Genomic DNA, 15960 nt, shown 5'->3' on the forward strand with positions numbered 1-15960 from the left:
CGTCACCCGTCGCTCAATTACTCACGTCATGGAGACACTATGTCGGTTGTCGACCCTCAGAACGACGTTGTCCCTTCCCATTACACGCGCAGAGGCGTGCTCCGTGGCGTGGGTGCCGCCGGGCTGACGGTGGCCGCGGGTGGACTGCTCTCGGCTTGCGCGGACGGCTCGGAGTCCGACGCTTCGGACAAGTCCTCGGGCCCCGTGGCGGGAAGCACGGTCACCTTCGGATCGAACTACTCGGACCCCGCGACCAAGGCGGCCTTCGCCACGCTCACCGAGTCCGCGGCAGCGTCGAGCAAGGTGAAGGTCAAGATCAACACCGTTGACCACAACTCCTTCCAGCAGAACATCACCAGCTATCTGCAGGGCACACCGGACGACCTCTTCACCTGGTTCGCCGGCTATCGCATGCAGTACTTCGCCGCCCAAGGGCTGGCCGAGCCGATCGATGACGTGTGGGAGAAGATCGGCGGCAATTTCGGTCCCGTCGCCAAGCAGCTCTCCACCGGTCTCGACGGCCACCAGTACTTCGTGCCCCTCTACAACTACCCCTGGGTCGTGTTCTACCGGAAGAGCCTGTTCGCGACGAACGGCTACACCGTCCCGACCACCTGGGACGCGTACTTGACGCTGTGCAAGAAGATGAAGTCGGACGGCCTCATCCCCATCGCGTTCGGGGACAAGGACGGCTGGCCGGCCCTGGGCACGTTCGACATCCTCAACATGCGGATCAACGGCTACGACTACCACGTCAAGCTGATGAAGCACGAGATCCCCTGGACCGATCAGGGCGTGCACAACGTCTTCCAGCACTGGGCCGAGATGATGCCGTACGTGCAGAGCGGCGCCAACGGCCGGATCTGGCAGGACGCGGCGAAGACTCTGGAATCCAAGCAGGCCGGGATGATGTTCCAGGGAACCAACCAGGTGGCCGCGCAGTTCGTCAGCGACAAGGCCGACCTCGGAGATCTGGACTTCTTCCCTTTCCCCGCCATCAACCCGAAGTGGGGACAGGCCTACATGGACGCGCCCACCGACGGCTTCATGCTGAGCAAGAAGGCCAAGAACCCCGCGGCGGCCAAGGCCGTCCTGGAGTACATCGGCACGGGCGAGGCCGAGGCCGAGTACCTCAAGACCGATCAGTGGGACGTCGGTCTGGCCAAGGGCCTGTCGGTCCCGACGTACAACACCATCCAGAAGAAGTCGGTGGCCGAGATCGGCAAGTGCAAGGCCGTCGCCCAGTTCATGGACCGCGACGCCGACCCCGCCATGGCCACCGCGATGATCTCCCTCATCCAGAAGTTCATAGGCGACCCCAGCACCAGTGGCATCGCTTCGCTCCAGAAGAGCGCCGAGTCCCAGGCGAAGGCGATCTACACCGGATGAGCACCATGACCCGCACACGTCGGGCGCCCGCACCCCCCGGTGCGCCGCCCACCCGGCGGAGACGAGGCGTTCGACACCTGGACCCCCGCGACCGCCTCGTCGCCACCCTGCTGCTCTGCGTTCCCCTGCTGCTCAGCCTGTCCTTCGTGTGGCTGCCGGCGCTCGGCACCGTGCTGCTGTCGTTCATGCGGTGGAACGGTGTCGGTGACCTGCGTACCGAGGCCTGTGACCCCGCGCTGCCGTCGATCCTCAACAACGGCTGTGTGAACGGCGTACAGAACTACCACCAAGCCGCCACCAACTATCCGGAGTTCTGGCCCGCGGTCCAGCACAACCTCATCTGGCTGGCCGTCTTCGTCGTGATCGCCACTCCACTCGGGATGTTGTTCGCCGTGGTCATCGACCGTGGCATCAGCGGCAGCCGCATGTACCAGAGCATCCTCTTCCTGCCGGTCATGCTCTCGCTGGCGCTCGTCGGCATCATCTGGGAGTTCATGTACTCGCAGAACTACGGGGTGATCAATACCGTCATCGGGCGCGCCGGTGACGACAACGCCATCGACTGGCTCGGCAACCCGGATCTGAACCTGTGGGCCGTCCTTCTGGAAGCCACCTGGCGGCAGGCGGGGTACGTCATGGTCCTCTACCTCGCAGGGCTGAAGGCGGTCGACCCGACGCTTCGGGAAGCCGCCAGGATGGACGGCGCCAACGCCTGGCAGACGTTCTGGCAGGTCGTCTTTCCGGCCATGAAGCCGATCAACATCGTCATCATGGTCATCACCGTCATCGAGTCGCTCCGGGCGTTCGACCTCGTCTACATCACCAACAAGGGCATCAACGGCCTGGAACTGCTGTCGGTCCTGGTCACCGCCAACATCGTCGGTGAGACCCAGCGGGTCGGTTTCGGGTCCGCGCTGGGCGTCGTGCTCCTCCTGATCTCGCTGGTGCCGATCAGCCTCTTCCTCCACCAGACCTTCCGCAAGGAGGAAACACCGTGAGCTCCGAGACGCTGCCAGGGACCGCGGCACGGGCGGGCGCGCTCCGCACGGTCCGACCGCGGGGGCAGCTCCTCTCCCAGATCTTCCTCGTCAGCGCGTCCGTCCTGTGGCTGCTGCCGATTCTGTTCGCGCTCTACATCGCGGTCCGTCCGTACTCCGACACGCGAAAGCACGGGTACGTCTCGCTTCCGCACGAGCTGACACTGAGCAACTTCGGCGACGCGTGGTCGCAGGCGAACATGGGCCGGTTCTTCTGGAACTCGGTCCTGATCACGGTGCCGGCGGTCGTCGTCGTGCTCCTCCTGGCCTCCGGTGCGGCCTTCGTCCTGACCAGGGTGAACATCAAGGTCAACGTGGCCCTGCTCATCCTGTTCACCGCCGGGAACCTGCTGCCCCAGCAAGTGATCATCACGCCGTTGTTCCGGATGTACCTGCAGATCCCGCTTCCGTCCTTCCTCGCGGACAGCGGCCTGATGTACAACTCCGCCTTCGGCCTCATCGCCATCAACGTGGCCTTCCAGCTGGGCTTCTGCGTCTTCGTCCTGAGCAACTACATGAAGTCCATCCCGCATGAGATGTACGAAGCCGCGCTCGTGGACGGGACGAGCCTGTGGACCCGCTTCTGGCGACTCACGGTCCCCCTGTGCCGACCCGCCCTGGCCGCGCTGGCCACCTTGCTGACCACCTGGATCTACAACGACTTCTTCTGGGCCATCACGCTGATGTCGTCCGGCGACAAACGCCCGGTCACCTCGGCGCTGGCCAACCTCCAGGGGCAGTTCGTGAGCAACCAGAACCTCATCGCGGCCGGCGCCATGATCGCGGCGGTCCCGACCCTGGTGGTCTATGTCCTGCTGCAGAAGCAGTTCATCGCAGGTCTGTCCCTCGGATCGAGCAAGGGGTGAGCCGGGGAGTGCGAAGCAGCGCGTAGGCAGTGGGGGTACCCTCCGGCCCCGTCACGGACTGCTGTCCTCGCCAGGTTGGTCTCGACGTTGTCTGAATGGCGGCAGGCGTCGCCACCCTGCCGGGTTGATCCCGGCGGCCAGGCCTGGGCCACGGGTCCTGCGCGGCCCAGGCGCATGGCTCGGCGGCGCTGCAAGGGGTCAGGGGCCCCGGCGGTTCAGCAGCCACCACGACGTCACCAGGTCCTCGGTGCGACGGAGGTCCAGCCCGGTGAGCTGCTGAAAGCGGTTCACCCGGTACCGGACCGTGTTCGGGTGCACCGAGAGGCGCCGGGCCACCTCCCGCACGTCCTGGTCGCAGTCGAGATACACGCGGGCGGTCTCCTCGATCTCGGCACTCGAGCGCCCCGCGGCGTCGAGTACCGCCAGATGACGCGCCGAGAGGCCGTCGGCGATGCGCGCGTCGAGGAGCACGAGCGGACGCGGCCCGAGGTCCGACAGTCGTACGACACCTGTCATGGCGAACCGCCGCCCGGTCTCCAGCGCCAGCACCGCCTCGTCGAACCCGGTCGCGAGCTGATCGAGGGGGAGCGGCGGGCCGGCAGCGACCAGGTGGCCCTCGACGGCTTCGGGCGCTCTGGGTGCGATGAAGCCCAGGACCGCCCCGACCTGGGCGAGCAGGAGCCGGTCGGCGGGTACGTGGACCGCCGAGGCGATGGCGCGGCGGACCGCGTCGGCGTCGTCGGCCGACGCGGCCCGCGCGGCCAGGGCCACGTAGTCGGTCTGTGGGGCGAGCCCGAGGAGTGGGGCGTCGCTGTTGATCCGCTCGGCGGGAAGCGTCCCACCGAGCACGCCACCCGCGTAGGCCGAGCGGCGTTCGGCGTCGAAGTGCACGCGCTCCAGCGCAAGGTCGTGCTGGACCCTGGCGAACACCGCTGACGCCTCGTTGGAGAACTCCCAGGTGCTGTCGTGAACGGCGAGCAGGAAGTCGGGGGGCAGGCCCACTTCGGCCGCGACCTCGTCGACCAGGGCGAGCATCTCCCGGGATCCCAGCTGGTACCCGATGGCAAGTGCGTCGAGTGGAAGTCCCCGGGCGGCGCGCTCGACCGCGTACTCACCGAGCATCTCGCGGAGAGCCGGATCCGGGACGCGCAGAGAGGAGAGCTCCGAGACGAGGATGTCCATGAACCGGCGGGCGGACGACCGGATCTCGTCGTCCGGGAGCACCACGTACCCCGGGACGTGCCGCCGGACGAGGGCCAGGTAGCGGTCCGCGAAGACGTCCCCCAGCATGCGCAGTCGCGCGACGGCTGCGACCACCGCGGCGCGTGTCGGTTCGTCGAGGGTGGCGAGGTCCGGCATCCGCCGAAGGACAGGCCACGCTGTGGGGATCTCGTGCTCCATGAGGGCGAGCCTATCCACGGAATTTGTTCGCGGGAACAAAAATGTCAAGACGATGCTATTCGGTTCTCCGTAGTCCTTGAGGCATTGCGCGGCCACACTGTGGCGAAGCTCGTGGTGACCTTGTTCCGGCTGCCATAGCGAGCGCTCTTCAACGGCGAAGGGACCTCTCCGTGACGCGCCCCCTCACGAAGCCCTCGGACCGTGCGTCCGCACCGCGTTCGTCGGCAGGTTACGTACTCGGGCTGCTGTTCGTCGGCAACCTGCTCAACTTCTACGACCGGGCGTTGCCATCCGTCGTGCTGGAGCCGATCAAGGACGAGTTCGCCCTCGACGACACACAGGTCGGCATCCTGTCCTCGGCGTTCGTACTCGTGGCCGCCCTGGCAGGCATCCCGCTGGGCCGCCTCGCCGATCGGGTCCCGCGCCCGGCGGTCGCGGGCTGGGGACTCTTCGTCTGGAGCGCCTTCACGGCGGCCGGCGGACTGCTGACCAGCTTCTGGGGATTCTTCGCCTCGCGCGTCGGAGTGGGCATCGGCGAGTCCAGCTACGCGCCGGCCACCGGATCGCTGCTCTCGGACCTCTATCCGAGCGAGCGCCGCTCCAGAGCCCATTCCCTGTTCATGCTCGGCTTCCCGATCGGTACTCTTCTCGCCTTCCTCACCGCCGGCGGACTCACCGTCGCGTTCGACAGCTGGAGGGCACCGTTCCTCATCGCGGCGGTGCCCGGCATCGTCGTCGCGCTCCTCGTGCTGCGCATCCGCGAGCCCGAGCGGGGGGCCGCCGACCCGGCGCGCCTCACCGCCCCCGCCCCGCGCGAGGATCGCAAGGATTCCTTCCTCGCGCTGATGAAGGTGCGTTCCATGTACGGAATGCTCATCGCTTTCGCCGGGTACAACTTCGCGGCCTACGCGATCGGTACCTTCCTCACCCCCGTGCTGCAGCGCTATCACGGCCTTTCCCTTGTCGACGCCGGCGTGGTCGGCGGTGTCGTCGTCGGCGTCACCGGACTGGTCGGCCTGCTGGCGGGGGGACGGGTGCTCGACCGGGCGGCCAAGAAGTCGCCCGAGGCCCGGGTACGGGTGGCGGCCGCCAGTCTCGTCGGCGCCGCGGTGTTCTCATTCGCCGGCCTCGCCGCAGGCCAGGGAGCGCTGTGGCAGCTGGGGGTCTTCCTGAGCCTGGGCTACCTCCTGGGCATCGTCTACCTGGCGGCAGCCGTCCCGGTGGTGGCCGACGTCATCCGCCCCGAACAGCGGTCGGGCGCGCTCGGTCTGCTGTTCGCCGTCGGCTACCTGCTCGGAGGCGCCGGCGGACCGGTCTTCGTCGGAATCCTCTCCGACCACCTGGCCGCAGATTCCGCTTCAGCTGTGGAGGCATCCGCGCACGGCCTGCGGACAGCGATGACGATCACCGTTCCACTCGCCTTCGCGGTCGCCGCCGCCGGCATGTCCATCGCCTCGCGACACGTCCGGGCGGACCGTCTCTCGATGTTCTCCAAGGAGGCAACAGAATGAGTCACGTTCACACCACCAGCACGGCCGACGGGGGAGGGGCGGCCCCCGCGGTCCAGCACGTGCGGGTCCTCATCGTCGGCGGCGGATTCTCCGGAATCGGCCTGGGGTGCGCCCTGAAGGAGGCGCGGTTCACCGACTTCCTGATTCTCGAACGATCGGACGACGCCGGGGGAGTCTGGCACTCGAACAGTTACCCCGGATGCAGGTGCGACGTTCCGTCCCACCTGTACTCCTTCTCCTTCGCCCCCAACCCGGACTGGTCCTCGACGTACTCCCCGCAGCCGGAGATCCAGGCGTACCTGGCACGGTGTCTCGACCGGTTCGGCTTGCGTCCGCATCTACGCTCGGGGATCGAGGTCGAGGAGGCCCGGTGGGACGAGGGCGAGCAGCTCTGGCACATCACGACGAGTGCGGGGCCCTGGACGGCGCAGGTGCTTGTCAGTGCGATGGGCCCCCTGACCGAACCCAAGCTCCCCGAGGTGCCCGGCATCGACCGCTTCCGCGGGAAGATCATGCACTCTGCGCGCTGGGACCACGACCACGACCTCGCGGGTAAGCGTGTGGCCTCGATCGGGACGGGCGCCTCCGCGATCCAGTACGTCCCCGAAATAGCTGACAGGGTCGACACCCTGTACGTGTTCCAGCGCAGCGCCCCGTGGATCACGCCGCACGACGGCAGGGCGATCACCGACGCCGAACGCGCACGGCTCCGGGCTCGGCCGTGGCGCCAACGGGCCGAGCGCGCCAAGGCGTACGTCGCCAGGGAGCTCCTGGTGCTCGGCTTCGCCAAGCAGCCGAAACTCATGGGCATGATCGAACGCCTGGCGCGTCAACACCTTGAACGCCAGGTGGAAGACCCGTCCCTGCGCCGGGTACTCACCCCTGATTTTACTCTCGGCTGCAAACGTGTCGTCCCTTCGAACGCCTGGTATCCCGCCCTTCAGAAGCCGAACGTCGAGCTTGTGCCGCGGGCGCTGCGCGAGATTCGCGAGCACAGTGTGATCGACGCGGACGGCGTGGAGCGGGAGGTCGACACCATCATCTTCGGAACAGGCTTCCACGTCACCGACATACCTTTCGCCGGCAAGGTACGCGGCCGTGACGGCGAGCTGATGAACGCCGCGTGGGCAGGATCACCGCGTGCGTACCTCGGTGTGTCCGTTCCCGGATTCCCCAACTTCTTCATGCTGCTCGGGCCCAACTCCGGTCTGGGACACAGCTCGATGGTCTACATGATCGAGGCCCAGGCCGAGCACGTGAAGAACGCCGTCCGGGCACTGGACGTCTCCGGTTCGACCTCCATCGAGGTGGACCGGCGGGCACACGACACCTACAACGACGACCTCGACCGAAAGCTGGCGAAGTCGGTGTGGGAACTCGGGGGCTGCCGGACGTTCTACCAGGACGCCCACGGGCGCAACGCCACCATCTATCCCGACTGGACCTTCCGATTCCGGCGCCAGGCGGTTCGGTGGAGGCCGGAGGTCTACCACTTTGCCGCAGGGCCCCGCGCCACGGACCGGCAGACGGCAGTGACCACGGACGCTTCATGAGGGCCGCGAGTCTCACCCAGGGGCGGCTGGAAGTCGTCGATCTGCCGATGCCGCGTCCCGGAGCCGGCCAGCTGCTGCTCGAGGTCAAGCGGTGCGGGATCTGCGGTTCGGACCTGCATTGCCGTCTGCACGCCGACCAGTTGGCAGACGTGCTGGACCTGTGCGGATATCCCCGCTACGTCCGCTCCGACGAGAGCGTGGTGCTCGGCCACGAGATCTTCGGCGAGGTCGTCGACCATGGACCGTGGAGCGTCGGCGCGATCAAGACAGGCACACCCGTCGTCAGCATCCCGCTGGTGAGACGGGGACGGCAGGTCGACGGAGTCGGACTGTCCACGTTCGCCCCGGGGGGATACGCCGAACACGTCGTCGTACAGGAGGCACTGACCCTCCCCGTCCCGAACGGGCTTCCCGCCGACCTCGCCGTGCTCACCGAGCCCATGGCGGTGGCGTGGCACGCGGTGAACCGTGGCGAGGTGACCCGTAAGGACGTCGCGATCGTCCTCGGCTGCGGCCCGGTGGGCCTCGCGGTCATCTCCGTCCTCAAAGCCAGGGGCGTCGGCACCGTCATAGCCGGCGACTACTCCGCGGGCCGCCGGTCGCTCGCCGGGAAGTGCGGTGCCGACGTCGTGATCGACCCCGCCGTCGAGTCGCCGTGGGAGCGTGCCTCGACCGGGCACGGATTTATGACCACCATGCCCGACGAGTACAACGCGGGGATCGACGCGGTCGAAGGCCTGGCCCGATTGCCGGTGCCCTGGTGGACGGCCTGGCGCGCACTGGATGCGATCGGCAGGACCCGTCCGCAACGCCCGGTCGTGTTCGAGTGTGTGGGCGTGCCCGGCATGATCGACGGCATCCTGGCCGGGGCTCCGCTGCACTCGCGCGTCGTGGTCGTGGGTGTCTGCATGGGACCCGATGCGTTCAGACCCTCCTTGGCCGTGAACAAGGAGCTCGACCTGCGGTTCGTCGTCGGGTACACGCCACTGGAGTTCCGGGACACCCTTCACGCCCTCGCCGACGGGACTCTGGACGCCTCCCATCTCGTCACCGGCCGTGTGGGACTGGACGGCGTCGCGGCGGCGTTCACGACCCTTGCCGACCCTGACGTTCACGCCAAGATCCTCATCGACCCCTCACTCGACGGCGACCGGATTCTTCCGCGGTGACGTTCGCACCCCCTTGACACCTGCGGATCACGACGGTCTGATGTGGTTGTTCTTGTTCGCCCTTGTTTGATTGTGCGCCAAAATTCCCTCTAGGAGCCGCACATGCTGCACGAACAGCACAGTTTCAGACAACGCTTAGCGGCGTCGGTCGCTTCGCTGACGTTAGCCGCCGGCAGTTTGACCGGCGCGGCCGTGGTGACTGCAGGCGTCACGGCCGGTACGCAGATCGTCGCAGTCGCCTCCGCGCCGGAGGCCGCGGCACTGGAGAACGGTCTGGCCCGGACGCCGCCGATGGGCTTCAACAACTGGAACACCACGGGCTGCGGATCGCAGTTCAACGAGGCGATGGTCAAGGGCATCGCCGACACCTTCGTCGAGAAGGGCCTCAAGGCCGCCGGTTACGAGTACGTCAACCTCGACGACTGCTGGGCACTGCCCTCGCGGAACGCCGCGGGAAACCTGGTCCCCGACCCGGTGCGCTTCCCGAACGGCATCAAGGCCGTCGCGGACTACGTGCATTCCAAGGGGCTGAAGTTCGGCCTGTACTCCAGCGCGGGCACCAAGACCTGTGCGGACGAAGGATTCCCCGGTGGGCTCGGGCACGAGAAGCAGGACGCCCAGCAGTGGGCCTCCTGGGGTGTGGACTACCTGAAGTACGACAACTGCAACAACACCGGCGCCGACGCCCGGACCCGGTACAAGACGATGGGCGACGCACTCGCGGCGACCGGCCGCCCCATCCTCTACAGCATCTGCGAATGGGGATCCAACTCACCCTGGAACTGGGCGCCGGCCATCGGCAACGCCTGGCGCACCACCGGCGACATCAACGACACCTGGTCGAAGATGCTCGAGAACACCCATGAGAACCAGCCCCGGGCGCAGTACGCCAAACCCGGTGCGTGGAACGACCCGGACATGCTCGAAGTCGGCAACGGCGGCATGACCGACACCGAGTACCGCACTCACTTCAGCCTGTGGGCGCAGATGGCCGCACCCTTGCTCATCGGCAGCGACATCCGCACCGCGAGCGAGGCGACGCTGAGCATTCTGGAGAACCGCGACGTCATCGCAGTCGACCAGGACCCCCTTGGCAAGCAGGGGACCGTCGTCTCCTCCTCCGGCGGACTCGTCGTGATGACCAAGCAGTTGGCCAACGGCGACCGCTCGGTCACCCTCACCAACGAGAGCAGTTCCACCGCCACCGTCAGCACCACGGCCGCTGCGGTCGGGCTGCCCGGCGCGGCGTCGTACAAGCTCTCCAACCTGTGGTCCAGGGCGGTGTCGTCGACGAGCGGCACGATCAGTGCGTCGGTCCCCGCGCACGGCACGGTGATGTACAGGGTCTCGGTCGGCACCGGCAGCAGCATCGGCACGACCCACCCGCTGATCAGCGCCTCCTCCCAGCGCTGCCTGGATGCGGAGGGCGCCGGGACGGAGCCCGGGACCAAGATCGAGATCTGGGACTGCAACGGCCGCCCGAACCAGGCCGTGACGCTCACCGCCGCCGGTGAGCTGCGCCTCTACAACGGCACGCAGTGCGTCGACGTCCACGAAAAGGGGACCACCCGGGGCACTGCGGTGCAACTGTGGACGTGCAACGGCGGGGCCAACCAGCAATGGAGGCTCAATCCCAACGGGACCATCACCGGTGTCCAGTCGGGACTGTGCCTCGATGTCACAGGCGGCGACAAGCCGGCAGGCAACGTCAACGGCACCGCGCTGGAACTGTGGACCTGCAACGGGGGCGCCAACCAGCAGTGGATCCTGGGCTGATCTGCTGTCCACCCGCGGACGCTGACAGCTGAGGCGGTGTGTGACGGCTCCTCCACGGTAACTCGACAGGTGCACCGGAGACCGGCGTCGGCACGGATCTCCGGTGCACCTTCATGCATCCACGGAGTGCTGCGCCGTGCTGTTCGCACCGAGGGAGCCGAAGAAGACCAGAGGGAGGGTGTGTAGCAGGGGGCGCTCAGTCCGGACCCGAGCCCTCCCCCTTGTTGTGTCCCGGCTGCGTCTTCACCGCGATGGGATCCGCGAGAAGCAGACGTGCTGCGTTGCCGGCTCGCGGATCGCGGAAAGGGCTTCGACCGTGTCCCTGACCAGCCAGACGTTTCCAAGCTGCTGCGCCCCGCGCCGCCCGTGGGTCGTCGTGGTTCGTCCAGCAGGAGGGAGCGTTCCAGGGCAGGCTCCTGTTCTGGCGAAAACGCGCTACGAGGAGTGCTCGGCCGGGCCCCGCGCCGCCGCGCTCCGGCGGGCCGGCCTGGATGTCGCTCTGCCGGGCGGGCACCGCTGGCGCTGGGACTGCTCACCACCGGAGCCGTCGTCTGCCTCACGTTTGCCTATCCAAGGCTGGCCGAATGACTGTGGCCGCACTTGGTGGGTGTGTCCTGGTGTTGGGCTACGTCCTAGATCAAGTGCCCGCGCTTTCTGACAAGGCGGTGCGCGCTATAACTGCCGTTCGACGGTTTCGTGATGAGTGGCAGCGAAGGTGAGGCCCGGTCGCTGGCGCACGTCCCGGGCTTGTCCTCGCACGGCGATGCGCTCCTCGGTGGAGGTGGGGGTGCCGACGAGAGCAACGAGGTCACCCGCCGCTGTACGCGCTGCCAAGAGCTTCTATCGCCGAAGCCGACAGTGAGGGCTATCGTCGGGGTTGCCTTAACGGAGTTTGGTGGACACGAACGTCGACAACAGGGACCGCCAGGTCCGTCTGAGCTTCCTGGGTTGACCAAGATCGCTCCCAGTGGTCGTGCCGCGCCCGCGTGTACCACCCACGCGGGCCGGGCCGGACGGGATCACGGAGCCGGTGGCGGGGGCGAGCCGTCCGGGCCCTCACGCCGTCATCGGCGGCCCGGCCGAGGAACGGGCCGGACCCGGCAGGCGTACGACGAGAGCCACGGCACCTCGCCGTGTCGTCCGACCGCCCGGACACGACCGGTTCGGGAGCGCCCTCCGCCTCGCGACGCACCGCGTCCGACACCGCGTGCTGATCCACCGCGGTCAAGCGACAGCCCTTAGTTCCGCTTTAGGCGGCGACCTTAGCGTCCGGAATCGGTAACGCGAAAGGAGTCCGCCATGAGCGACCGCACGGTGCGCGTCCTGTCGGTGGGGTCGGCACTGCCGGGGCCCCCGATCGACACCGCCGCCCTGGCCGCACGCTTCGGGATGGACCAGCTCTGGCAGAGCTGGGTCGACACGTTCATCGGGACCAGGACCAGGTACTTGGCCATCGACCTGGCCACCGGCCGTCCGGGGCAGTCCCTCGCGGACCTGGGTGAGATCGCCGCCGCTCGGGCCCTCGCCGGAGCCGGGCTCTCCGCCGGGGACATCGATGTCGTCGTGCTCGGCACCGCGACCCCCGACACCCTGATGCCCGCGACGGTCAACGTGATCGCCGACCGGCTCAGGATCGACGGGATCCCGACGTTCCAGCTCCAGTCCGGCTGCTCGGGCGCCGTACAGACCATCGACGTGGCGTCCTCCCTGCTGGCCACCGGCCGGTACCGGACCGCCCTGGTCATCGGCGGCGACGTGATCGCCAAGCACTATGACGTCTCCGCGGACCTCAAGTCCCTGCCCCCCGAAGAGCTCGTGAACTACCTGCTGTTCGGCGACGGGGCGGGGGCCGCCGTACTCACCACCGACCAGCGGCCCGGCGCCCCGGAGATCCGCGCGGTGCTGACGCGCCTCTCGGGTCTGGACCGGCAGCCGGGACAGATCCTGCACTGGTTCGGGATCGCGGACCGTCACTCGGGGCGGGCACCGGCCCAGGAGGACTACAAGGCGATCGAGGAGCACGTTCCCGAACTCGCCGAGGAGGTCGTGCAGGAACTGCTCGACGACCTCGGCTGGGCACGGGACGAGGTGGAGCATCTGCTGCCGCCACAGCTCTCCGTCACCATGACCGAGAAGATCGTCGAACGGCTCGACCTGCCGCACGCCCGTGAGATCACCCTCGTCGGGGACACCGGGAACAACGGCAACGCCCTCCTCTTCCTCCAACTGGAGAAGCTCCTCGCCCGGATGACCACGCCCTCCCGCGCCATCGCGGTCGCCATCGAGTCGAGCAAGTGGACCAAGGCGGGCCTCGCACTCGAACTGAGCGGGGGTGCCTGAAATGAGCGACGTCCTGACACGCGACGAGTTCGCGGAACTGGTCCGGGACCAGACCGGGATCGAACTCGACGAGGCCGATCTGCACCGCGCGCTCGACCAGCTGGCCGGCTGGGACTCCGTACAGCTGCTCGGGCTGTTGGTGGCACTGGAGAAGCGCGTCGGGAGGCAGCTGTCCCTGCCCGACTTCCTGGACGCCGGTGATCTGGGGTCCCTCTACGAAATGGTGATCCGTTGACGGGCCGTCCGTTCCCCACCCAGCGCAGGCACACCCTGTTCTTCCTCGACCAGACGAGGGACTTCGCGCCGGTCCATCTGGACACCGAAGTCGACGCCACCGCGGTGGTCGCCGCACGGAGCGCCGCCCACGACGCCGGGCTGCGCCGCTCCGTCGTCTCGTACGTCGTGCACGCCGCGGCCGGTGTCCTGGCGAAGCACCCGGAGGCCAACGCGGCGATCCACGGACGACTCGATCCGACGGTCGCCACCTTCGACACCGTCAGCGCCAAGGTCACGCTCGACCGGGTGCTCGACGGACACCGGGTGGTCCTCGCGACCGTGATCCCGGATCTGGAACACGCGGGCCTGGCCGACATCCAGGAACACCTGGACCGGGTCGCCGCCCAGGACCCCGACACCGCCGAGGAGTTCGCCGGGATCAGGGCGCTGCGCCTCCTGCCTTTCAAGGACGCCCTCGACCGGTTCCGTGCCGTGGCGGGCCTGCTCGACCGGCGGCCGGAGATCACCGGGACGTTCAGCGTGACCTCGCTCGGCCACCGCGCCGTGGACGGCTTCCACTCCGTCGGGGGCACCACCGTCACCCTCGGCATCGGCCGGATAGCCGACCGGCCCGTGGTCCGCGACGGGGCGCTGGCAGTGGCCCCGGTGCTACGGCTCTCGCTCACCTTCGACCACCGGGTGATCGACGGAGCCGAAGCGGCCGATGTCCTCACCGAGATCAAGGACGCACTGGAGGCGGTCCCCGCATGAGCGACACACGGCAGCACCGGGGAACCGGCCCGGCCTCACCGGAAGCGGGAGGGAACGACCTCGCCGAACTCAAGCAGTTCGTCGTGGCCCACGCGATCTCCCAGGACCTGCCCGCCGACCACTACGCGGGCCTCCTCGACCGGATCACCACCGACACCGGCGAAGGCCCCGGGACCTGGGCCCACGAATGGATCCGGGCGGGAGAGGAGCGCGAGGCGGCCGGGGACCTCCTCGCCGCCGGTCAGCTCTACACCATGGGCAGGTTCCCGTACGTCGACGGGCCGGGCCGTGCCCACTCCCTGGAGCGGAGCGTGGACGCCTTCGACCGGTGGAGGCGTGCCTCACCGACCGGCATCGAACCCGGGACCGTGCACATCGACGGCGTTCCGGTACGGATCTGGACCGCCGGGCTCGACTCCGCGAACCCCAGGCCGCTGCTGGTCATGACCGGCGGCATCGTCAGCACCAAGGAGCAGTGGGGGCCGGTCCTGCCGCAGATCGTGGCCCTGGGTCTGGCCGGCGTCGTCGCGGAACTCCCCGGCGTGGGCGAGAACCCCCTGGTGTACGGCCCCGACAGCCACCGGCTGTTCCCCGCGGTGCTCGACGCGCTCGCCGGCCGTGCGGACGTCTCCCGGAGCTACCTCCTGGCCCTCAGCTTCAGCGGCCATCTCGCCGTCCGCGCCGCACTGGCCGACCCTCGCATCAGGGGCATCGTCGGCAACGGCCCGCCCGTCCACGACTTCTTCACCGACGCCGAATGGCAGCGACAGGTCCCCAGGATCACCCGGGACACCCTCGCCCACCTGGTGGGCGTCCCTGCCGACGACGTCTGGGAGCGGATCCGCGACTGGGCCCTCAGCGACGACGAACTCCGTCGGCTGTCGGTGCCGTTGGCCGTCGTCACCGCACGGCGGGACGAGATCATCCCGCCCCGGGACGCCGAACGGCTGGAGAAGAACGTGGCCGATCTGCGGCAGCTGGCACACGACGACGTGCACGGCGCTCCGAGCCACCTCGCCGAGACCCGGTTGTGGAGCCTGCTCGCCGTCCAGCTGATGCGCCCGGACGCCGCCCCGTCCGTCATCGAGAAGCTCGCGGGCGCCGTCGAGGCGGCACGTGCGGCGGCGACCCGATGAGCGGCATCGAGACCGCCCGTCCGGCCGCCGCACCGGCGCGGACGGGCGAGCCGGGGGACTGGCTCAGGCAGTACGCGCCCGCCGACGCGGACGCCCCCGACCTCGTGGTGCTGCCGCACGCGGGAGGCTCGGCCGCCTTCTTCGGACCGCTCGCCCGCGCCCTCGCGCCCGCCGTGCGAGTCCTCGTCGTGCAGTACCCCGGCCGTCTGGAGCGACACCGGCACCGGGCGGTCGAAGACATCAGGGAACTCGCCCGGCACACGGCCGGCGCCGTCGCCGCGCACACCGGCGGCGCGCCCGTCGCGTACTTCGGGCACAGCATGGGCGCGCTGGTGGCCTACGAGGCCGCCCTGCTCGGCGAGCAGGGCCTCGGACCGGTTCCCCGGGCGCTGTTCGTCTCAGCCGGCCGGGCTCCGGTGCTCACCCGCGTCGACCCCGCCGTGCTCCACGACGACGAGTCACTCATCGAACAGGTGTTGTGGCTGGGTGCCACGTCGAAGGCGGTACTGGACGTACCCGATCTGCGGGAACTGATCCTTCCGGCCCTGTGGGCGGACTACCGGGCCCTGGCGGCGTACGTCCCCGACCACGACGCGCGGATCAGCTGCCCGGTGACCGCGCTGATCGGGGACAGCGATCCGCTGGTGCCCGTCGAGGACGCGGCCCGCTGGCGGGACCACACCACGGGCGCCTTCCGGCTCCAGGTGCTGCCCGGCGACCACTTCTACCTGGCACCACGGCTGGCGCACGTGACGGACACCGTACGCACGGTGCTCACCGAACTGTTCTGAACGA

At 68.5% G+C, this 15960-nt stretch carries 13 protein-coding genes; 12 read left to right on the plus strand and 1 reads right to left on the minus strand.

What is annotated here, in order from left to right; translation table 11 throughout:
* Positions 1-129 precede the first annotated feature (129 nt).
* Genes ACIRD8_RS03850 through ACIRD8_RS03860 form a run of 3 tightly spaced genes read left to right on the plus strand, consistent with a single transcriptional unit; the run spans position 130 to position 3292 of the window.
* Positions 130-1389: an ABC transporter substrate-binding protein gene (locus ACIRD8_RS03850; RefSeq protein WP_403987228.1), complete on the plus strand. Its 1260-nt coding sequence runs from the start codon at positions 130-132 to the stop codon at positions 1387-1389.
* Positions 1386-2387, plus strand: a complete 1002-nt coding sequence (locus tag ACIRD8_RS03855; RefSeq protein WP_403985675.1) for a carbohydrate ABC transporter permease — start codon at positions 1386-1388, stop codon at positions 2385-2387. Before ACIRD8_RS03850 ends, ACIRD8_RS03855 begins: the two co-directional genes overlap by 4 nt.
* On the plus strand, positions 2384-3292 hold the full coding sequence (locus ACIRD8_RS03860; RefSeq protein WP_360365139.1) for a carbohydrate ABC transporter permease: 909 nt from the start codon (positions 2384-2386) through the stop codon (positions 3290-3292). The genes ACIRD8_RS03855 and ACIRD8_RS03860 overlap by 4 nt, the downstream gene beginning before the upstream one ends.
* Positions 3293-3490: 198 nt before the next feature.
* Here ACIRD8_RS03860 and ACIRD8_RS03865 read toward each other — a convergent pair whose 3' ends face one another.
* Positions 3491-4693 (minus strand): PucR family transcriptional regulator, encoded by a 1203-nt coding sequence (locus ACIRD8_RS03865; RefSeq protein WP_403985677.1) that lies wholly within the window; start codon positions 4691-4693, stop codon positions 3491-3493.
* A gap of 170 nt (positions 4694-4863) precedes the next feature.
* Between ACIRD8_RS03865 and ACIRD8_RS03870 the strand changes: the two genes are divergently transcribed.
* From ACIRD8_RS03870 to ACIRD8_RS03910, 9 genes are all read left to right on the plus strand, one after another.
* A complete protein-coding gene (locus tag ACIRD8_RS03870) occupies positions 4864-6204 on the plus strand; it encodes a spinster family MFS transporter (RefSeq protein ID WP_403985679.1) in 1341 nt (446 codons plus the stop codon).
* Positions 6201-7757: a flavin-containing monooxygenase gene (locus ACIRD8_RS03875; RefSeq protein ID WP_403985681.1), complete on the plus strand. Its 1557-nt coding sequence runs from the start codon at positions 6201-6203 to the stop codon at positions 7755-7757. Before ACIRD8_RS03870 ends, ACIRD8_RS03875 begins: the two co-directional genes overlap by 4 nt.
* Positions 7754-8926, plus strand: coding sequence for a zinc-binding dehydrogenase (locus ACIRD8_RS03880; RefSeq protein ID WP_403985683.1), 1173 nt, complete (start codon positions 7754-7756; stop codon positions 8924-8926). Before ACIRD8_RS03875 ends, ACIRD8_RS03880 begins: the two co-directional genes overlap by 4 nt.
* A 102-nt stretch (positions 8927-9028) precedes the next feature.
* On the plus strand, positions 9029-10702 hold the full coding sequence (locus ACIRD8_RS03885; RefSeq protein WP_403985685.1) for a glycoside hydrolase family 27 protein: 1674 nt from the start codon (positions 9029-9031) through the stop codon (positions 10700-10702).
* Positions 10703-12001: 1299 nt separating this feature from the next.
* Positions 12002-13042, plus strand: coding sequence for a 3-oxoacyl-ACP synthase III family protein (locus ACIRD8_RS03890; RefSeq protein WP_403985687.1), 1041 nt, complete (start codon positions 12002-12004; stop codon positions 13040-13042).
* A 1-nt stretch (position 13043) separates the two neighbouring features.
* Entirely contained in the window at positions 13044-13277 is a 234-nt protein-coding gene (locus ACIRD8_RS03895; RefSeq protein WP_403985689.1) for an acyl carrier protein, read from the plus strand.
* Positions 13274-14029: a 2-oxo acid dehydrogenase subunit E2 gene (locus ACIRD8_RS03900; RefSeq protein ID WP_403985691.1), complete on the plus strand. Its 756-nt coding sequence runs from the start codon at positions 13274-13276 to the stop codon at positions 14027-14029. Before ACIRD8_RS03895 ends, ACIRD8_RS03900 begins: the two co-directional genes overlap by 4 nt.
* Positions 14026-15165, plus strand: a complete 1140-nt coding sequence (locus ACIRD8_RS03905; protein ID WP_403985693.1) for an alpha/beta hydrolase — start codon at positions 14026-14028, stop codon at positions 15163-15165. Before ACIRD8_RS03900 ends, ACIRD8_RS03905 begins: the two co-directional genes overlap by 4 nt.
* Positions 15162-15956, plus strand: coding sequence for a thioesterase II family protein (locus tag ACIRD8_RS03910; RefSeq protein WP_403985695.1), 795 nt, complete (start codon positions 15162-15164; stop codon positions 15954-15956). Before ACIRD8_RS03905 ends, ACIRD8_RS03910 begins: the two co-directional genes overlap by 4 nt.
* The last annotated feature ends 4 nt before the right edge of the window (positions 15957-15960 follow it).

It is taken from the genome of Streptomyces sp. NPDC102451 (genome assembly GCF_044765485.1).
Lineage (GTDB): Bacteria > Actinomycetota > Actinomycetes > Streptomycetales > Streptomycetaceae > Streptomyces.